General features: G+C 67.2%; 14 protein-coding genes. 7 read left to right on the top strand and 7 right to left on the bottom strand.

The window, feature by feature from the left end; all coding sequences use genetic code 11:
• The first annotated feature begins 101 nt into the window (after positions 1-101).
• Positions 102-1,781 carry an alpha/beta hydrolase family protein gene (locus DB30_RS06845; RefSeq protein ID WP_052547174.1) on the top strand — a complete coding sequence of 560 codons (1,680 nt, stop codon included), beginning with the start codon at positions 102-104 and terminating at the stop codon, positions 1,779-1,781.
• Positions 1,782-1,832: 51 nt separating this feature from the next.
• Complete coding sequence (locus tag DB30_RS06840; protein ID WP_146658189.1) at positions 1,833-2,060, top strand: hypothetical protein; 228 nt, start codon at positions 1,833-1,835, stop codon at positions 2,058-2,060.
• Positions 2,061-2,111: 51 nt separating this feature from the next.
• Here DB30_RS06840 and DB30_RS06835 read toward each other — a convergent pair whose 3' ends face one another.
• The gene (locus DB30_RS06835) at positions 2,112-4,673 is read right to left on the bottom strand and encodes a VIT domain-containing protein (protein ID WP_146658188.1); all 2,562 of its coding nucleotides are present in this window, start codon (positions 4,671-4,673) and stop codon (positions 2,112-2,114) included.
• Positions 4,674-5,181: 508 nt separating this feature from the next.
• Here DB30_RS06835 and DB30_RS06825 point away from each other — a divergent pair.
• Positions 5,182-6,375: a right-handed parallel beta-helix repeat-containing protein gene (locus DB30_RS06825; protein WP_205632925.1), complete on the top strand. Its 1,194-nt coding sequence runs from the start codon at positions 5,182-5,184 to the stop codon at positions 6,373-6,375.
• Between the two features lie 360 nt (positions 6,376-6,735).
• Here the strand turns inward: DB30_RS06825 and DB30_RS06820 are convergent, their stop codons facing one another.
• From DB30_RS06820 to DB30_RS06810, 3 genes are all read right to left on the bottom strand, one after another.
• Entirely contained in the window at positions 6,736-7,977 is a 1,242-nt protein-coding gene (locus tag DB30_RS06820) for an SPFH domain-containing protein (protein ID WP_146658186.1), read from the bottom strand.
• Between the two features lie 94 nt (positions 7,978-8,071).
• The gene (locus tag DB30_RS06815; RefSeq protein WP_052547169.1) at positions 8,072-8,461 is read right to left on the bottom strand and encodes a TerB family tellurite resistance protein; all 390 of its coding nucleotides are present in this window, start codon (positions 8,459-8,461) and stop codon (positions 8,072-8,074) included.
• Between the two features lie 176 nt (positions 8,462-8,637).
• Positions 8,638-9,237, bottom strand: coding sequence for a hypothetical protein (locus DB30_RS06810; RefSeq protein WP_146658185.1), 600 nt, complete (start codon positions 9,235-9,237; stop codon positions 8,638-8,640).
• A gap of 231 nt (positions 9,238-9,468) precedes the next feature.
• Here DB30_RS06810 and DB30_RS06805 point away from each other — a divergent pair, with 231 nt between their 5' ends.
• From DB30_RS06805 to DB30_RS06795, 3 genes are all read left to right on the top strand, one after another.
• Entirely contained in the window at positions 9,469-12,606 is a 3,138-nt protein-coding gene (locus tag DB30_RS06805) for an MXAN_5808 family serine peptidase (protein WP_052547167.1), read from the top strand.
• Positions 12,607-12,748: 142 nt separating this feature from the next.
• The gene (locus DB30_RS06800; RefSeq protein ID WP_146658184.1) at positions 12,749-14,176 is read left to right on the top strand and encodes a hypothetical protein; all 1,428 of its coding nucleotides are present in this window, start codon (positions 12,749-12,751) and stop codon (positions 14,174-14,176) included.
• Between the two features lie 148 nt (positions 14,177-14,324).
• On the top strand, positions 14,325-15,191 hold the full coding sequence (locus tag DB30_RS06795) for an MBL fold metallo-hydrolase (protein WP_146658183.1): 867 nt from the start codon (positions 14,325-14,327) through the stop codon (positions 15,189-15,191).
• A 31-nt stretch (positions 15,192-15,222) separates the two neighbouring features.
• Here the strand turns inward: DB30_RS06795 and moaB are convergent, their stop codons facing one another.
• Complete coding sequence (gene moaB, locus DB30_RS06790; protein ID WP_276204338.1) at positions 15,223-15,726, bottom strand: molybdenum cofactor biosynthesis protein B; 504 nt, start codon at positions 15,724-15,726, stop codon at positions 15,223-15,225.
• Between the two features lie 177 nt (positions 15,727-15,903).
• Between moaB and DB30_RS06785 the strand changes: the two genes are divergently transcribed.
• Complete coding sequence (locus DB30_RS06785) at positions 15,904-17,133, top strand: hypothetical protein (RefSeq protein WP_052547164.1); 1,230 nt, start codon at positions 15,904-15,906, stop codon at positions 17,131-17,133.
• 4 nt (positions 17,134-17,137) lie between these two features.
• On the opposite strand, the gene DB30_RS06780 is transcribed toward DB30_RS06785, so the two are convergent.
• Both DB30_RS06780 and DB30_RS06775 read right to left on the bottom strand, forming a co-directional pair.
• A complete protein-coding gene (locus DB30_RS06780) occupies positions 17,138-17,743 on the bottom strand; it encodes a hypothetical protein (protein WP_052547163.1) in 606 nt (201 codons plus the stop codon).
• A gap of 352 nt (positions 17,744-18,095) precedes the next feature.
• Entirely contained in the window at positions 18,096-19,511 is a 1,416-nt protein-coding gene (locus DB30_RS06775) for a M12 family metallo-peptidase (RefSeq protein ID WP_052547162.1), read from the bottom strand.
• Positions 19,512-19,962 lie beyond the last annotated feature (451 nt).

The following is a 19,962-nucleotide window of genomic DNA, read 5'->3' as shown; positions in this document are numbered from 1 at the left end:
ATATAGTCCGACGGATGCGTCGCGCTTGGCCAGGGATTGCCGCTCAATTTTTTGTTGGCTCGGGCGAGGGCTTCTCGTCCGCTCGCGGACGCCTTCGTGGGGTGGCTGGCGCCATCGCGCTGGGTCTGTGTGGGTGTCTGGCGACGCCGCCGTCTGGCACGCAGGCCACGGCGCCCGAGGACGCCGCGAGCGAGGTGGGCGAGGTCGTCGAGCCGTCGCGCGCGCTCGTCGGGCTGTACAAGCCGGGCGAGATCCGTGGGTTCACCTTCATCCAGGGCGGCGAGCAGATCGGGCGCTCGTTTGGGCGCTACGACGGTCCGGTTCAGCGCGACGGTCAGACGCTCCACAAGTTCTCGACCTTGGTCGAGCTGCTGCCCCCCGGCGGCAAGCCGCTGCGCTTCGCGGCCGAGCTGCTCATCGACGCGCGCGGTGATCTCGTGGAGGGCTGGGAACGATCGATGGCGGCCGAGCTGCGCTTCGCTGTCCAGCCAAGCCAATCGCTGCTCAACATCGAAGCCGACGCCGGCCTCGACGCGGTCGAGAAGGCCGAGCTCGGCTACGAGCCGGGCACCGCGTACATGGGCTACATGTCAACGATCCACGAGGAGCTGATGCTCGCGCTGCGCGAGCTGAAGGTCGGCGACAACGAGTGGCGGCTGATCAGCTTGTCGGCTGGGCGCGCGGATCCGTGGTCCGCCAAGGTCAAGCGAGAGGGCGAGACGGTCGTGCTCGACACCAGCCTGGGCGAAGAGATCTGGCTGGAGAGCGGACGCATCACCCGGATCGAGGTGCCTGACGACGAGCTGGTGGTCACGCCGATCGTCCACCCGCAGTGGCCGGACTGGGAGGTCACGGGACCGACGGCGCTCACTTACAAGATGCCAGCGGGCGCGAGCTTCTCGATCCGCGACGTCGAGCTGCCGGGCCAACAGGACGACCCGGTCTTGCGCGGTGAGGTGTTGGTCCCGGACCCGGCCGTTCACGGCAAGGGTCCGTACCCAGCGGTCGTGTTTCTGGGCGGCAGCGTCTCGGCGGATCGCCATGGGTTCGCCGGGCCGCCCGCGGTCGACTTGGGCTACCACGAGATCACCGACGCGCTGGCCAACGCGGGCTTCGTGGTGCTGCGCTACGACGAGCGCGGCGTCGGGCAGAGCGAGGACGCGGAGCCGAGCTGGGTTGGGCAGCGCACCGACGCGCGCCGGGCCTTTCGGACCTTGCTCGTCCAGCCCGAGGTCGATCCCGATCGGGTCATCGCCGTTGGCCACGCCGAGGGTGGTTGGCGGGCGCTGTCGCTCGCGGCCGAGCGGCCTCGCGAGATCATTGGCGTGGCGCTGCTGGCAACGCTGGGGCGCAGCTATCGCGAGCTGTTCGCCGCCCAAAAGGACATCCTCACCGCGCTCGAGACCGGCACTGGCTTGCCCAAGCAGCTGCAGCCGATGGCCCAGTGGTACGGCGAGATCCTCGTCGAAGATCCCGAGGCGCTGGTGTTTCGTGCGCTGGTGCCCATGTGGATCGCGCAAGGCGGCAAGGACTTCGAGACCGATCCCGTCAAGGACCTCGCGGCCCTCAGCGCGGCCGCGCGCAAGTACAAGCGCGACGCCACGATCGAGCGGTTCCCGGAGCTGGATCATCACTTCAAGCGCGAAGAGGGGGTCTCGAACCAGACCAGCTATCTCGAGCCGCGGCCGGTCGACCCGGCGTTCTTGGACGCGCTGGTGGGGTGGACGAAGACCCTCGCCTCGAAGGCGAAGGCCAAGACCAAGGCCAAACCCAAGAAGTGAGGTGGGCCCCGCGAGGCGCATCAACAGCCGCTGGGCTGGTATGAGCAGCTCGTGGACATGAGCCCCAAGGCCCGACAAGAGCGTGCGGAGGCGCGCGCGGATCGGGTCACCCGCGTGGACCCGGGCGACGACGTCTCAATGCCTGAGTCGGGGCTGGGGCGCATCGAGCTGGCATTTGCTCTCACGCGGGCTGCGTGGTCGTTGACCGGGAAACCTTGGCCGTCGATCCCGCGCGCCGAGCTCTCGATCCGGCGCGTTCGGGCAGGCGACAACTCGTGAGTGAGCTACCAGAGGACTTCGCGTGACGGTGTGTGAGCGGTGCTCGGCCGCTCAGCCTGGGCTGAGGTTGAAGGGGTAGGCGACCCTCACTTCGCCCCCGCCGGTCCACTTGGGGAACTGCCACTTCTTCGCGGCCTTGGCGATGCACTGGCCGACGGCTTCGTTGCCGGTGGTGTTGGTATTCACCGTCGCCGCGCCGACCTTGCCGTTGGCGGCGATCGTGAACTCGATCGCCACGCGGCCCATCAGGTTTGGATCCGCGACCAAGCCGGCGTTGTAGCAGCTGCGCACCTCGTTGATGTGGGCGCGGACGATCCGACGAATGATGTCCCTGTCGAGGCTGCCGGAGATTTGGGCCTTGGCTTGTCGGACCTGGGGTACCCGCACGCCGCGTCCGCCAAAGCTGGCGCCTGCACCCCGGCCGTAGCCCGAACCGCCGCCGCTGCCCGAGCCCACCAGCCCGAGCCCGCCGTCGAAGCCTTCGTAGGTGGTGCCCTGGGGGATCGGTAGCGGCTGTACGATCGTGCGCACGGTGCCGTCGGGGTCGACGACGCGCTGCTCGTCGACCGCCACGAACGAGGTGTAGGCGGTCATGATCCGGTACTCGATGGCGAGCTTCACGACCGCGGCCTCGGTCGCAGCGTCGACGACGCTGCCGTTCGGGAGCGCGGGGTAGCCAAGCAGATCATCGACCTTGTTGCGGGCCCACACGGACGACACGCCCTGGACCTCGTCGGCCTTGGCGACGTCGAAGCTGACCGGCAGCTCGACGAGCTTGCCGCGAGCCTTGCCGCGCACGTGGATCGTTCCGGTTGGCGCGCCCTGGTACCGGCCAAACACGGTGAGCGGCTGGCCGGCGAACAGGTCGGGGATCTTGCCGGGCAAGATCTCGGCGACGCTGAGTCCCTCCCAGTCGATCTCGATGTCGGTCAGCACGGGGGTCGCAACGCGCTCGTAGAAGCGCTCGACGACGGGCTCGATGTCTTCGCCGATCCCCGCGTAGGTGACCGCGCCACGCCCCACGCGGGCCATGCCGTCGAGCAGGTAGCGGTTGGGCGCACCGCCGACACCCAGGCTGAACAGCCGGGTGTCGCCGATCTCGCCCTCGATCAGCCGGAAGATCTGGGCCTCGTTGCCGATGTAGCCGTCGGTCAAGAACATCACGATGCGGACCCGATCGGCCTCGTGGGGCAAGTCGAGCGCGGCTTCGATCCCGGCGGTCATCTGGGTCCCGCCCATGCCGCTCATCGCGTTCACGTATTCGATCCCCTTCTCGATGTTGCTGGTCGTGGCCGGCAACAGGCTGCTCGACAAGCCCGACGCGTCCTCCGAGAAGCGCAGCACGTTGAAGGTGTCGTCGGGCCGCATGCCCTTCAGCGCGCGCCGCATCAGCGCCTTGGCCGTGTCGAGCGGCACGCCGCCCATCGAGCCCGAGTTGTCGACCACGAACACCAGCTCGCGCGGCACGGCCTGCTCGTCCGGGACCCGCTCCGGGGGTTGGACCGTCAGCGTGAAGTAGCCGTCATCGGTGCCGCCGCCAGGCTGGGCGACGATCGCCGCTCGCGGCTGACGCTGGCCAAGATCCCACGACAGCTCGAAGTCGCGGTTGGCCAGGACCGGACCGGCGTCGCGGTCGAGCTCGATGAACGCGACGTCGCCCTCGCGACGGATGTCCACGTCGTGGAACTTGGATCGCAGCGCGCGCGGTCGCAGCCCGGACTCGAGCGAGACGCTGACGTTCAGCTCGGCGCAGGCGGTGAAGCCCTCGGGCATGATCGGCGGTGTGATGCGCGACGCGTCGGGGACTTGCTTGGTGTCGTGCGCGACGCCGGTGCCCTGGTGCCCAGTCGGCTTGCCAGGGATGAAGCGCGGGCCGACCACGGTCGGGAGCACCAGCGAGTACACGCCATGGTCCTGCTCGAGCGGCTGAACCACGTGCATGGAGATCGCTACGGTCTGGCCCGGCGGGATGTTGGCGACGCTCTGCGTGAAGATGTTGGGCCGCTCTTGCTCGAGCAGGCCCGCGGCTCGGCCGTCGCGCTTGGCGTCTTCGTAGGTCTCGCGGGCTTGGGCGCGGGTCTGCATGTCGCCGCGGATCGTGCGTTCGCCGATCGTCAGCCAGTAGTCGTCGACGGCGGCGTGCTCGTGGAGCGGAAACACGTAGACAGCCTCGATCGCCTCGTCAAAGGGGTTGGCGAACAGCTGGACGATCTCGGTCTCGGCGACGGTGCCAACGACCACGGTGTCAAAGGTGGTCCGCTGCAGCGGCAGCGCGAGTAACTTGCCGTCCTTCTCAACGCCCATCATCCCGGTCTCGGGCGTCGCCGAGGGATCGTCGATCTCCCAGGCTTGGGTGGGGCGCGTGTCGTTGAAGCAGCGGAGATCCGCGGCGTGGGTCTCGACGGGTCGCGTGCGATCGTCGTCGGGCAAGGGCTCGAACACAGCTTCGACGAGCTCGCTGTCTTGGTCGAGGCTAGCGAGGCTGTCGTCGATCTCGACGCCGAAGGGCGTGCACGCGAGCATGGAGAACGACAAACAAACACCGGCGCGCAGACCAGAGATCCGGGCGCCGGTGTGGCGAGGGAGGGGAGGGCTGATTTGCTGCGTGTGCATGGGTCGCTCTCGCTGGGGGGCCGTGACAGCGATCGATCTGGAGGGTTCCAACAGCAGGAGCGAGAACGGCGTCCCAAGCTTGGGACGCCGTTTGCGAACAGCACGGTGTGTGGCGCTGCTAGAGAGGCGAACCGCTAGATCGTGCGTGCCAGGGTGCGTCTGGGGCCGTTCCTGACTAGGAGCGAGGCCGAAGCTGTATCGGGATACTGCGAGCGCCGAGTCGAAAACGCAGGGACGGCCCCAGGCGTGCACTGGTGCGTGGGTGGGTAAGCAACCCCCGGATCAGATTGGCCGACCCACTTTTTCGCATGGCACCTCGTGGGCAGACGGTGGGCGCCGTCTTGGTCGGCGGCGTCGATCAACCCGCCAACCCCTTCACATGACGGCGCTCTGTGCGCGATGCTCGTGATGGCTGGCCTGCTCGAGACCAGGCCAGCGCCCGACGGGGCGACGCCAGGTTGTGCGGGCTTTTCATGAGGTTGGGCGGAGCCGATGCTACACGTGGTTGGTGAAGTATCGTCCCGCGTTGTTGTGTGTTCCGGTTGTGGCCCTGGTGCTTGGTCCGCTGTCCTGTGGAGACGACGACGGCGTCGCGGACACGACCACCGAGACAACTGGAGAGGGGGACGGGGACCCGGGTGACGGAGATGGGGATGGGGATGGGGATGGCGACGGGGACTCGGGCGACGGAGACGACGGAGACGACGGCGACGAAGACTCAGGCGACGGCGACGAAGACTCGGGCGACGGCGACGGCGACGGCGACGGCGACGGCGACTCGGGCGACACCGGAGATGGGGACGGGGATCCCGGCCCCGGCTTTGATTGTGCTCCCAACCTCGATCCCGTCATCCTCACGCTCATGGGTGGTCAGTCTGCCCGCTATCCGACGATCGCCACCGCGGTGTTCGCCGCGCCTGATGGCGCGCTCGTTCAGATCTGTCCGGGCACCTACGACGAGAACGTCATCGTCGACGGTGACATCGAGATCCAGGGCGCCGGCCCAGGCCAGACGATCTGGGAGCCCAACACGGGCGCGGCCTTGGTGCTCGACGCCAACGACGTGACGGTCCGCGACATGACCTTCACGGGCGGCACGGGCTCAGATGTACCTGGTGGCTTCGAGGAGAAGTGCGGCGGGGCGCTCCACGTGAGGGACAAATTCAATACAGAGCGGGTCGCGCTGCTCGAGAACCTGGAATTTGACGCCAACGAGGCTGGGGTCGGCGGAGCGCTGTGTGTGTCTGGAGCTACGTACGCCACTGCCCCGGTCGTCACGATTAACGATTGCACGTTCACCAATAACACCGCACACCATCACGGCGGCGCGATCATGATGAGGGGCCGCTTTCACATGAACAACACGAGGCTCATCGACAACGTCGCCGAAGGTGCTGGTGGTGCGATCTTCCTCAACTTCGGCTGCAAGACCGCGGAGCAGTGCACGATCAACGACTCCGTCTTGATCCGCAACACCGCCGGGGACAGGATGTGGGTCGGCGGTGGCGCCATGTGGATCGGAAGCTTCTACAATGGAGCTTCGGGCGTGACCGTGACCAATTCGGATTTCGGGTTTGACGTCGCCGAACAAAACATACCCGACGATGTGCTCATGTCGTACGGTATGGCGAACGAGAGCTATGAGTCGTATGGCAACGGGGTCAGCTTTGTCTGCGATGACGGTGTCTGTAGCGATCCGTGAGCGCCTGTGTCCGGCGCTGGCGCGGGTTGCCGCGCACAGACGCCGGTGCACCCAGCCTGGCCTCGCCGGTGGTCACCGAGCCGACGCAGATACGGCTGTTGTTCGACGGCGAGTGAGAACGAGGTGCTCGCCAAGAGGGGAGGGCTGGGTCGCTGCGTGTGCATGGGTCGCCCTCGGGGGGGCCGTGACAGCGATCGACCCGGAGGTTTCCAACAGCAGAAGTGAGAACGGCGTCCCAAGCTTGGGACGCCGCTTGCGAACAGCACGGTGTGTGTGGCGCTAGTGCGAGCCGACAGGCGAGCGTTTGAGCGAAGAGGGCTCCGCCGCCGAAGCGAGGGGGCTTTTGAAAGCCCCCTAGACCTAGAAGCTATCGAGCAGCGTGGCCTTCTTGGCCGAGTACTCGTCGTCAGTCAGCAGCCCCGCTTCGAAGGCGGCCTTGAGCTTGAGCAGCTTGGTCTGCAGATCGTCGGCTGCCGGCGCCGCGGGTGCGGCTTGCTGCGCGGGCGCAGGGTTCCAGCCGGCTTGTTGCGGCTGACCTTGTTGCGGCTGGCCCTGTTGCGGCTGGCCCTGGTACTGACCCTGCTGGGGCGGGTAGCCGCCTTGTTGCGGCGGGTAGCCCTGCTGCGGTGGGTAGCCCTGCTGTGGCGGGTAGCCCTGCTGTGGCGGGTAGCCCTGCTGCGGGTAGCCCTGCTGGGGCGGGTACCCCATGTTCTGCGGGCTCATCATGTTGCCCATCATGTTGCCCATGCCAAAGCCCATGCCCATGCCCATGCCGGCGTTCATGACCCCGCTGCCGGAGCCCTTGTGCGCGTTGGCAGCGACGTCGCGCATGGCTTGCATGCCTTCCCACGCCATCGTGTTGTCGACACCGCGAGCTGCCTGAGCGGCGGCCTCTTCGAGCGCTTTTTGGATCGCCGGCGGGAGCGTGATGCTCTCGATGATGAAGCTGGTCAGCGCGATGCCGATGCTTGTCACATCCGCCTGGATCCCGTTCTTGACCTCGCTGGCGAGGATGTCGACGTGGCCGGCGATGTCGCCGACGCTGACCTTGGCTTGGTTGGCGGCCTTGCCAAACGCCTGCAGCACCCGGCTCTTGATGAAGCGCTCGATCTCGTCGGTCGTGACCATGCTGTTGGTCCCGACGATCTCCTTGAAGAAGGTGCCCGGGTCGGCGATGCGGAAGTTGTAGCTTCCGAACGCACGGATCGGCACGCGCCCAGGCCGGTTGCCAACGGCGAACTCTGGATCACGAATGATGATGGGGTTTGGCGTGCCCCACTTCTGATCCATGTATTGCTTGAGGTTGATGAAGTAGATCTCGACCTTGAAGGGGCTGTCGAACCCGTACTTCCAGCCCTTGAGCGTCGACAGGATCGGGGTGTTCTGGGTCGAGAGGGTGTGGGTGCCAGGCCCAAAGACGTCGGCCATGACGCCCTCGTTGACCAGCACTGCCGCCTGCCCTTGACGGCACACGAGCTTGGCGCCGTTCTTGATCTCGTGATCCTCGTCTGGAAACCGCCATACGAGGGTGTAGTTGGTGTCGTCGAGCCACTCGATGATCTCGATGAGCTCGTTGCGGATGAAGTCCATTATCCGTCCCATTGACTCTCCTGTCCTGCCTGTCGTGCCTGCACTGCCGATTGATCCGTGTGTGGATGAGGGGCTTGGTGCGCCCCCCAACTGGGAGCTCGAAGCGTCATTCCGTCGCGAGCCCGACCCTCTTGCCCTCTTGCTCGATTACGCCGAAGTCGGCGTTGCTCATGCCGAACACGTCCGCGAACTCGCCGATCGCGGTGCGCTCGTTGTCGGTATAGACGCCGTCGGCGTGAACGAGGGCGACCGCGACCTTCATGAAGATGCGACGCAAGAAGGTGGTCTCGAGCACGGTCGCGGCCTCGATCGGGGCGAAGTCACCGCGGGTGACCTCTTCCCATTTTAGGTCGCTGTTGGCTTCGTCGAGAAACTCCCGGATCAGCGCTTGCTCGCGGGCCTCGGCTTCGCCGTCGATCGTGGCGAGGTACCAGAGGCCGCGGGCGAAGACCTCGACCTCTTGGGGGCGTAACCCGCTGTCGTTGTTGTTCGCCATCACATGGATGCTACGGCGCCGGTCCATTCGGATCTAGACCACCCGGCGTTACGGGCCTGGATCCACGGCTAGCGAGCTCCGTGTGAGAAAAAGCTTACGCCCGTGGCCAGATGGCCACGGGCGCAATCAACTCGACTCGACTCGACTCAGGACGGATCAGAACACGACGAAGGAAATCAGGAGTGGGCGAGGGCTTCGGCGGCCTCGACCGTGAGGATCTCGAATTCGCGCTCGAACACGAGATTGGGACCGCTGGGGTCGGCGCCATAGACTTCGACCTTCCAGACCCCGGTGAGCGCGAGCGGGTCAGGCTCTTGCTCGACCTGCGGGTCGGGTGGGGTCATGCCCTCCACGACGAAGCGGGCGAGGGGCAAGCTGGCCGCGAGCGACAGGGTCTCGGAGGGCTGCAAGAAGCCCATGGTCTCGCGGCGCTGGTCGCCGTGTAGCCACACGAAGGTGACCGGGCGAGGCTGCGTGAGCCCATCAGCGCGCAAGTGGAGATAGATGGATTCGCTGTCGAGCGCGAAGCGGGTCGCGTCTTCGAGCGCGCCCTCGGCCTGCGCGGCCACGAGCCCGGTGACCTGAAGCCGCTCGGCGACCTGCGCCTTGGGCCGGTTGGTCTCACTGGCCGCGTGCACGCTCTGCTGCGAGTCGGCGGGCTGCGCCCGGAGCTGCCCGTCGGCCTGGAGGTCTCCCGCGGTGATCGGGGCATCCGCGCAGGCGGCGGTGAAGACCCCAGAGAACACGATCGCGGCGGCCAAGAAGGAGGTACGCACTGCGGCCCCCATATGCGGTTCCCGTGCCAGATCCCAAACTCGATGATCTCATGATCTTAGGGGCGCTCCGATCATCGTCTTGACACGATACACCGCATTATTGCTCCAAAACCTATCTTTCGCGTCCAGAGTACACGCGTGGCATCCAGGGGCATGAGGCCGCCCCAGAGGGCGGGGGTTTGAGCGGCGTGAGGCATTGCACCACGGGCTCCTGGGCTATCATGCGCCCGAATGCGCACGCTGCGACGTTGGTCTGGCGCGAACCTTCTCATCTGCCTGCTCGCGCTGACGGCGTTGGGGGGCTGCAAGAGCAAGGCCGCCTCGGGTGACGAGGGGGCCCCATCCGCGACCGACCCCAAGCCGGACCCGGAGCCGGCTCCAAAGCCGGGCGACGAAGTGTTCGCCCAGCTGCGGCTCGACGAGCGCAGCTTCCCGCTGCTGATCTGGTCGGCCCACATCGTTCGGGTCGACTACTTCGACAAGGAGCGCTTCGATCCCAAGGCCCAGCTCGCGGCGGCGATGGACTACATCGGGCTCAACACGCCCGAGTTCTTTGGCAAGCGAGAGGGCGACGAGCTCGAGGTCACGGTCCGCTCGCGATCGCAGCGCTTCTCGCTCGCCGGCGTCGATGACCTCGACGCCGCCGCCGACGTGATGGAGAAGGTGCTCGAGTTCGCGGCCGAGGTGCTCTCGCTCGAGGACGAGCCGCTGCACGAGCTCGAGTACGACGCGATCAACGGCTTGCTGGCATCGCTCGATCCCCACACGATCCTGCTGACCCCGGAAGAGAGCGCGGAGCTCGGCGTCAAGACGCGCGGGAGCTTCGGGGGGATCGGAGCCGAGATCGCGGCCAGCGATCGCCGGATCCTGGTCGTGCGGGTGCTGCCGGGCTCGCCAGCCGAGGCCGCCGGGCTGCTCGACAACGACGTGATCCTCGAGGTCGATGATCAGTCGACGGTCAATCTGCGCACCGATGACGCGCGCTCGCTGCTGCGCGGGCCGATCGAGAGCGAGGTGATCCTCAAGGTTCGGCGCGGCGACGCGATCAAGCGCATCGTGATCACGCGCGGGCTGATCGCGATCCCCACGATCAGCGCCGTGATGTTGCCCGATGGGGTCGGCTACGTGCAGGTCACGACCTTCCAAGAGGACACGGCCCAGAAGCTAAAGGAAGCGCTCGAGGGGTTCTTGGCCGAGGGCGAGCTCGCGGGGTTGGTCGTGGATCTACGCGGCAACTCGGGCGGGTTGCTGGCCCAGGCGGTCGGGATCCTCGATCAATTCGTGACGGGCGGAGAGCTCGTGATCGTGCGCTCGGCCCTCGGGCGCGAGCACCAGGACGCAACCGAGGGGCTGGTGATCCCGATCGAGGCGCCGATCGTCGCGCTGGTCGACGAGAACGCGGCCTCGGCCTCGGAGATCGTGGGTGGCTCGCTCAAGCACCTCGATCGCGGGGTGGTCTTGGGTCGCGCGAGCTTTGGCAAGGGCACCGTGCAGGAGCTGCGCAAGGCCACCCCCTACGGCCGGGAGGTCGCGCTCAAGCTGACGATCGCGGAGTACCGGGTCGCCGGCGACCGCAAGATCCAGAGCGTGGGGGTGATCCCGGATCTGCGCTTGCTGCCCGTCGACCTCAGCGGCTTCGAGGGCATCGCGCGCATGTACGACGTCGAGCGCTTCGAGCGTCAGCGCGAGCGAGCGCGCACGGCCCACCTGCCCTCGGCGATCCACGACGCGCACGTCGACGCAGAGCTGGCGATGTCGCGCAGCGAGCTGTCGCTGCGTTACTTTGGCAGCGCGGGCACACCCAGCGCGCCGCCAACGGGCGACGCCGGGCCGCGCGAGCTGCAAGATCCCGAGATCCGTCTGGCCCGCGAGGTCGCGCTGGCGCTGCGCGGCAAGGTTGGGCGCCGCGCCCAGCTCGAGGCGCTGCCGGGCATCGTCCAGAGCTTGGCGCAGAGCGAGGACCAGCGGATCCGCGACGCGATCGCGCCGTGGAAGATCGACTGGTCGGGGATCGACGATCCCACCGACGTCGACGCCCAGCTGAAGGTCGCGGTCTCGATCGACGGCGAGGGCCCGCGCACGGCTGGCGAGCCATTTCGCCTGCACATCGAGGTCGAGAACCCAGGTGACCGCGCGCTCGAGCGGGTGCACCTGATCACCGACTGCGCGCGCGACGAGCTCGATGGGATCGAGCTGTTGATCGGCCGGCTCGAGCCGGGCGCGACCCACAGCCGCAACATCGATCTGCAGGTCATGGCCTGGCACGAGAGCTTCGTCGACACGCTCACGGTCGAAGCCCACGTCGGCGAGCCCGGTCCCAAACCCGACGGCGAGGCGACGCTGCAGTTCGCGGTGACCGGGGCGCCGCGACCGAGCTTCTCGTACGACTATTGGGTGATCGACGATCCGCGGCTGGTCGCGCAGGGGCCCAAGCGCCCGGACCAGCAGCCGTTCCCGGATGAGCAGCCGTTCACGGTCCAAGGCAACGGCGACGGCCTGCTGCAGCCGGGCGAGCGCGTGCTGCTTGGGTTCTTGGCCCACAATTCAGGCGGCGCTGCGCCCGACGCCCGGGTCCTGCTGCGCAACCTGTCCGGTCGCCAAGGGCTGCTCGAGGAGGGCTTGTACGTCGGCGGCGCGCTCGCGGACGGCGAGTCGGTGCTGGGCGCGTTTGGGGTCTCGATCTCGCCCAAGGCCGATCCCGCGCTGCCGCTGGAGCTCGAGCTGATCGTGGGCGATGGCGTGCTGCACGAGAGCGTCGACGACAAGCTGCGCTTCCGGGTGATCCCCGGTCGCGACGGCGTCGTGGAGATCGAGGGCGAGCGTCGGCGAAGCTTCCAGGGCGAGGGGCTGCTGCGCGTCTATAATGGTGCGGATGGCTCGACCCCGGTCGTGGCCGAGCTGCCCCCGGGCGCGGTGTTCGAGGTCACCGATGTCGCGGGCGAGTGGCTGGCGATCCGTGGCGAGCGCGGCGAAGGTCGGCGGCTGTGGATCCCCCAGGACATGGTCGAGGTCGGTGGCAAGGGCGCGCTGACCCGCGTGCCTCGCGAGCACCGCATGGTCGATCCCCCGGTCGTGTCGCTTGGGGAGATCGCCGGTGTCGTCACCGGTGACACCGTCGAGATCTCGGGGGTCGCCCACCACCACTTGCGGGTCCGCGATGTGGTCGTGACGGTTCGCCCCTCGGGTCCAGCCCAGCCCGAGCGCAAGGTGTTCTACCTGGCCAACCGGGCGCTCGAGGGCGAAGCGGCCAAGTCCCTCGAGTTCAGCACGCAGGTCGAGCTGAGCCCGGGGAGCAACCGAGTCACCGTCCTGGTCCGGGACCAGGACAAGGTCGAGCGACGCCGGGACATCTGGGTGTTCCGGGAGTAGGAGTAAAGGACCCCTCGCGTCTGGTTGCTCGCTCCTCGGGCCGTTGGGGCTCCTCGCGCTCCTGGAACCTTTTTAGGGGTCTGGCGTCGATGGCCCGGTGCGCGCAGCCAGTCAGTCCGACCCGTGGTATAGCGAGGTGCCCGTGAGCGACGAACAGGATCCGGACCGCGAGGACGACATCGCCCCGACCGCCACCGACGCGGACGGGGCCGGTCCCGAGAATCGACCCCACACTCAGGACGACGAGGACGACGACGACGACGACCTCGAGGCGCTCGATGGTGATGGGTTTGATCGGGTCGTCGCGCAGGCGCGTGATCAGGTGGGGGCGCAGCTTGACGGGGAGCTCGATCCAAACCTGGGTGAGCGCCCCTACACCGTCGAAGAGGCGGGGATGCGGAGCAAGGTTGGATGGGGCCGCTCGCCGATCGTCTCGGCCGTGGTCGTCGTCGTTGGCATGTTCTTGCTCGCCGCGACCTGGAGCGATTTTCGTTACTTCCTGCGCAGCCTGCAGTCCGAGCCGCGAGATCTTGGCCACGTCGGCGACATCTACAAAGACGGGCAGTTCACCGAGCGCCTCGACAACGCGTGGGTGGTCCTCGAAGGTGATCCCGATGTGCAGCACGCCGCGCGCATGCAGAGCAGTGAAGGTTGGATCGGCTTCATGCGGCTGATCGAGGCCGACGCGAGCCTGTTCGTGGCGATCCCTCGGGCCACGCAGAACGCCGACAACGAGTTTCCCGGCCGCTTCGAGGGCCGCATGCGCCGGATCGACGAGGTCCCGCAGTGGGAGAAGCTGCAGACCTTCTTCAACGCGGAAGAGCTGATCGACATCGTTGACCTCGACCCGGCAGCCACGGCCGCGGCGGTGGCTGCGGGCAGCAACAAGGTCGCGCTCGCGGCTGGTGGTGAGGTCGAGTTGGGCGCCAACGACAAGCTCCGCGTCGTGGTCGCCCAGTCGGCCGCGATGGTTCAGCTGGGGCGCACGACCTGGCCCACGCGCGAGTCGGCGGACCAGATCATCGGTGTGCTCGGCAAGCCTTGGGCGTTCGTCGAGAAGCGTGACACCGTGTGGGTGTACGCGGTCGAGCTTGGGTCAGGCGCCGTCGAGCCGAACGTCGAGCTGTACCAGGAGCTCACCCGCGCGCTGAACAACGGCGAGGACCTCGCCAGCGCCGATCCAATGGTGGGGGGCTTGGTGCTCCCGCGGCGGGCCACCTACCTGCTCGAGTTCAAAGACCTCGCGGCATCCGGTGCTGAGCTGTCGTTCACTTATGGTGACAACACGGCCGAGACCGGCTGGCAGCTCGATGCCAGCGGCGCGCGGCTCGAGCCCGTGGCGCTCAGTGATGGCCGGCTGACGGTCCCAACGGCCTCGATCGTGGCAGTGCGGATCGAGCGACCGCTATCCGCGAACCCCGATGGGTACCTGCTCATGGTGGATCAGCACCCGAAGGACGTCTGGCCTTCGGCGGTGATGTTTGGGGCGGTCCTTGGGGTCGTGACGCTGAACGGCTGGGCGCTTGTAGCTGCATTGCGCCGTCGGCGTGATCAGCTGACCGAGGGCTGAGCGAGCGAGGCGCGGGCGCTCGTCGGGCTCGATTGGCCTATTGGCCACCGTCTAGAGTTGGCATGAATCGAGCTAGCCGGACGGGATTGGTTCGCAGAAATCCGCTTCTGCTTTGGATCGGGGCCGGACGCTGTACACTGCCACGGCCGTGGTCGACGGCTCACCCATGACGCTGCGCTTCCTCGGATCCGGGGGGGCCTTCTCGCGCCGCTACGGGACCACCTGCTCAATGGTGCGGTTCCCGAACGGCGAGCGGTGGTTGATCGACTGCGGTCGCCAAGCGCCGGATCAGCTGTGGCACGCGGGACTCGACTGGCATCAGATCGACGGACAGATCGTCACCCACGTCCACGGTGATCACATCTTCGGGCTCGAGGACTTCGCGTTCCAGCGCTACTACCAAGCGTGCGGTGACACGCCGGCGATCATGAGCGGCGGTCAGCGCCCAAAATTTTTGGCGCACCGTGCGGTGAGAGACGAGGTGTGGGAGTCGCTCGCGGCTTCCCTTCGCTACCTCAAGGTTGGCAACAACCCCCGCGCAGGCACGCTCGACTCTTACTTCGAGATCGTCGAGCCGAGCGGGTGGGAGGAGCCGGGCGCCAACCCGTGGCGGCACAGCGAGCGGTTTGACTGCAACGGGCATCAGATCGTCGCACGCGAGAGCGAGCACGTGCCTGGCAAGCCGTCGTGTTCACTCGAGATCGAAGTGGGGCGTGGGGATCGGATCGCCTGGTGGAGTGGGGACTGCACCGTCGACGCGGACTTCCTGGTGTCGATCGAGCCGCGGACCAGCGTGTACTTTCACGACTCGACCTTCACGGACTACCCCGGGCAGGTCCACGGGGCGTTCACGCTGCTCGAGAAGCTACCGGAGTCAGTGCGGCACAAGATGGTGCTGATGCATCACGAAGATGACATCGAGGTGCACCGCGCGTTGGTGGAGCGGCTGGGGTTTCGGATCGGGCTGCCTGGGCACGTCTATGATCTGAACTCTGGCCAGCGGATCTCGCCCTGAGCAACCACGTCGCCGGGCGCGACGCTGCGCGTCAGAACAACAGCTCGGGGAAGTTGCAGGGGCGGTGGCGGGTGTCGAGCTGCTGCGCGAGGATCTGATCCCAGGCGGTCCGACACGCACCCGGCGAGCCGGGCAGCACAAACACCAAGGTCTGCTCGCACAGCGCCGCGTCGGCGCGGCTCTGGATCGTCGAGGTCCCGATCTCGGCGTAGGACAGCCAGCGAAACAGCTCGCCGAAGCCGGGGATCGGCTTGGTCACGAGCGGGGCGAGGGCCTCGGGGGTGACATCGCGCGCGGTCAGGCCCGTGCCCCCGGTGGCGAGCACGACCTGGACGCCGGGATCTTCGATCCACGTGGACAGCTGGGCGCGAATGAGCTCGACCTCGTCGCGGACGATCGCCCGCGCGGCCAGCGAGTGACCCGCGGCTTCGAGGCGCTCGATGAGCAGGGCGCCGCTGCGATCGTCGTGGGTCGTGCGGGTGTCGGACACGGTCATCACCGCGACGCGGAGGGGCTTGAACTCGCGCTCGCTCACAGCCCGACAGTAGCTGGTTTCGACCCCCAGCCGGCCCCGGCCGCCCGTCTGCATCTAGGTTGGCGATCGCGCCGTCCTGGGCGACCCAAACGCGGCTCAGCGGCGTGAGAGCGGCGATCGAGCGCAAGCGCCCGGCGCAGCTTCTGCTGGCTTTTGCGCTGCGCGCGGTGGCGTGGCATGGCTGAGGGGATGCTGGTCGCTGCGGTCGCGCTCTGGAGCCTGTCGGTGCTTGGACCTCCGGCGCTCCCACCGGACATCGGCGATCTGCCGCCAAGCCAGGACGCGGAGCCGCCGGCCACGGACCCGACGCCGCCGAGCGAAGATGTGGGTTCGGGCGAAGCGGAGCCGCCGGTCGCCGACGAGGACCCCACAGTTCCCGACGAGGACCCCACGGTCCCCGACGAGGACCCCACGGTCCCCGAGCAGGACCCCAGCGCGCCGGAGCAACCGGTCGAGGACGAGGCGATCCAGGTCGCGCCCGACGAGCCGCCGCCCGCGACCGACGAGATCGCGGTCGAGCCGACTGACGCGACACAGCCGGGGGCCGACGTCCCAGCGGATCCTCCGACCGAGGCCAAGCCTGACCCGGTCGTGCAAGAGCCGGCGGTCCAAGAGCCTGCTCCGCCAAGCCAGCCAACCCCAACCCCAGCCGTTGCCCCAGCACCCGCGCCCGTCGAAGGACCCGCGCCCGCGGGCGAAGCCGACAGTGTCGAGCCTGAAGCGGAGCCGGCCGAGGAAGAGTCGTTCAGGCCGCTCGGGGGCTTTCGCCTGTTTCGTCTCGGGCTCGCGGCCCGGGTTGGCTACACGCACGGGACCAGCGCCAAGAACGGTCTGTTCGATCGGGACAAGTCGATCCAAGACTCGATCGACAACATGATGGTCACCACGTCTGGGGCGGGGGATCTTGGCAAGACCCGGTTTGGCGGGTTCGACTACGGCTTCATCCTCGATGCGGAGGTCGTGGGCATCAACGTGTGGCTGGACTTTCACAAGTTCTTCAACCCAGGCGGGATGTGGAGCTTGCTGCTGGGCTACGACCACGAGTTTGGGTTTGGCAAGCGGCTGCGCCTCGATGTTGGCGTGGCCGGCGGGCTCAACCATGTGTTCTTGGGCTCGGTGCTGCAGGACCTCTACTACGACAAGGAAAACCCAGAGGCCGTCAACATCGGGACCCTGGGTGTCGAGGGCCGGGCGATGCTCGACCTCCACATCAAGCTGGTCGGGCCGCTGTACACGGGGCCCTACGCGCTGCTTGGCTATCACTACTTGTGGTCGGCCAACGTTGAAGAGGTGACGGCCGAGAAGGGCCTGCACTACAGCGCCGGGTGGTCGCTGCGCGTGGACCTGGCCGCGCCCAAGCTGATCGGCGGGCGCAAGAAGAAGCCCGCGAGCCCGAAGGATCCCTGAGCGCTCACGGGTCGCACAGCTCGGGCGGCACCGCCATCGTGACCGTGCGATCCCACGTGAGCGTGTAGCCGTCGGAGACATCGAGCTCGGCGTGCAGTTCACCGGGCAGGCCGTGGATGTCGCAGGGGTTGAACAGCTCATCGGGCACGAACAGCGTGATGTAGACGAACTCGTAGGTGCCATCCGCGAGCACCGTGAACGGCACCGGGTAGTTCGACAGCCGCTTGAAGTGCCCGCCAAAGTCGAGATCGAAGCCGTCGATGTCGAGGTACATGTCGAACTTTGGCGTGCGGGGATCCGTGTAGTCGCTGGGATCCGGGGCCAGCGTGAAGCCGGCCCCGCGCAACGGCATGGGGAACATCAACAGGCCCTGGCCGCCAAGCACCATGAGCAGCTCGTCGCCGTTCTCGACCGGGTTCCAGCCCTCTTCGCCCTGGCCCATCGCAATCCAGCTGCCGGACGGGGTGTTGCCAGTGTCGTTGCTGGTGTCTGCGCTGTCTTCGTTGCCACCATCGAAGATCTGGCGCGAGGGATCGCAGGCGCTGAGGGTCGCAGCAAGCGCGACCAACAACGCGCAGGCGCCACTGCTGAGACGGGCGTGGCAAGTCATGACTTGAATGTGGTCAAATTGCGCGCCCGAAGCAAGCGCGTGAGAAATTGGATCGCGCGTGATCGAAACACATCGCCCAAGCGACTGTGGTTTGTCCCTCACCGTCGGCCTCGCTCGCCCTCAGGGGGCTGTCTGTTCGCTTGGGGATGTGACCCGTGAGTCCAGGGGCACTGCACACTCACTCGAGGGATGGGCTCGACGCGCTCGGTCTCCGGGCGCGGCGGGCCGCGTCGCGCTTGGGCCCACCAGGGTGGGGCGCACGATCGAAAATCCCGGCCGCCATTGTAGCGTGCCGGGACTCGGGGTTCACCATGAGCGCCCGACCGGTGGGGGCCACCGGTCGGCGGGTGGCTCAGCCGCAGACGTTCTGGATGTCGCCGCAGCAGTCGCCGTACTCGGCGCACAGGTTGTCACACCAGCAGCCGTCGGGGCTCTGTCCGCCGCAAGCCTCCGTGCAGCTGGGGCCCTCTGGCTCCGGCTCCGGCTCCGGCTCCGGCTCCGGCTCCGGCTCCGGCTCCGGCTCGATACACTCCGCCTGATAGTTGTCGCAGCAGTCGCCGTACTGGGCGCACTGCGAATCGCACCAGCAGCCGTCGGGGCTCTGGCCACCGCACGCGTTGTCGACGGCGCAGCCGTCGGGCTCGGGCTCGGGCTCGGGCTCGGGCTCGGGCTCATCGCACGGCGTGAAGCAGCCGACCGAGGCGACATGGTTGAAAATCGACGACTTGCTCGCGTCGGAGAACTGCGTGGCGTAGGGGTTGACCGAGGGCGCCATGACCCACTGCGTGCCTTGGCCGTCGTGGTTGGCGCCAAAGTTGTGGCCGATCTCGTGGGTCGCGACGATCGTCGACGAGCGCCCGGTGCCCAGGTAGTTGCTCACGCCCGAGCCGTAGCGGGCCGAGCAGGTCGCGCCCACCCAGGCCAGGCCCACGGTCCCGTACGTGGTCCGGGCGACGAACAGGTGGGCCAGGCCGAGCTCGGGGAACTGGCTCTGCTTGTAGTCGGAGAACTGGTCGAGCGGGGTCGACCCGGTCGAGCCGACGTTGAAGCTCGGGCCGCCCGCGCTCGAGAAGCTGCGGACCTCGGCCACGACAAAACCATAGTTGAGGTCATCGCGGAAGATCCCGTCGGCCTCGTTGATGCGGGCGAGCATCTCGTTCTCCGAGGCTTGCGAGCCGCCGAGGGTCTGGACGTGGGTGTAGTCCGAGACCAGCGCGATGCTGACCTGGCTACAGACCGAGGCGAACGCCACGCCGCTGAGGTCGAAGTCGAGGTAGCTGGCGTGGGCCGCCTCGGCCTGGCTGGTCGCGCAGGTGTGGTGCGCGTTGGTTGGCGCGTCGATGTAGTCGCCGATGTCGGCCACGCTCATCCAGATCCCGCCGTTGCCGGCCTTGCGGACCTCCCACAGGGTGGCGTCGCTGTAGATCAGGCCCTCGAACTCATCGCCGCGTAGGCGCAGACGGACCCACGAGTCCTGCTGGCCGGCGACGTGGCCGCGGTAGGGCATGCTGAGCCCGGCCTGCTCGGGGCTCAGCTCCTGGCCGTCGCGGATGACGACGGCGCCAGGCGCGAGCAGCTTGGTGTTGGGCTCGAGCTCCAGCGCGATGTGCTTGGCCCCGGCCTCGAACTCCACGCGGCCCGCCGTGATCGCCACATTCTCGACTTCGAAGCGCTGCTGGACGTCAATACCCGCATCGAGCTGGCTGTCCTCGCCGAAGCTGTCGATACCGTCGGCGCAGCCGGGCGCGCACAGCAGGGCCGTCGACATTGCAACAAAAGAAATGTTGCGAATCAGGTTCGGAGGAATTGAGCGGTTGAGCGCCATGACCATCATTTGCAACGACGATAGATCGTAGGTCAATCAAAAAGGTCGTAGCCGTCAGCGCGCAAAATACAGCGAAGAAGACGTTCCCGTTGCGAGCGTGGCAATCGAGACATGCAATACACACTATCATGCGAGGATTCGAGCTCGCGGTCGGTCGCTGCAATTGATGCGAAGTAGCCGGGGCGTTGATCAGCGGGAGTCGTTGAGCTGGCGAGCTAGCAGACATGGAACACACCCGAGCCGCGACGTTTGTGTTTGTGGGGTGTAGTGGGTGTGAGAGCGCTAACCTGAACAAGACGGAGCGGCCTCTGCGATATCGCTCGATGCTTCGTAAACAATGTACTCGGGGCCTAGCTGGCAACAATGCTGCGCGCAGGCTCGAGTGAGTGCGCAT

The sequence above is a fragment of the Enhygromyxa salina genome, assembly GCF_000737335.2.
Classification (GTDB): domain Bacteria; phylum Myxococcota_A; class Polyangia; order Nannocystales; family Nannocystaceae; genus Plesiocystis; species Plesiocystis salina_C.
This window is presented reverse-complemented; position numbering and strand designations above follow the sequence as displayed.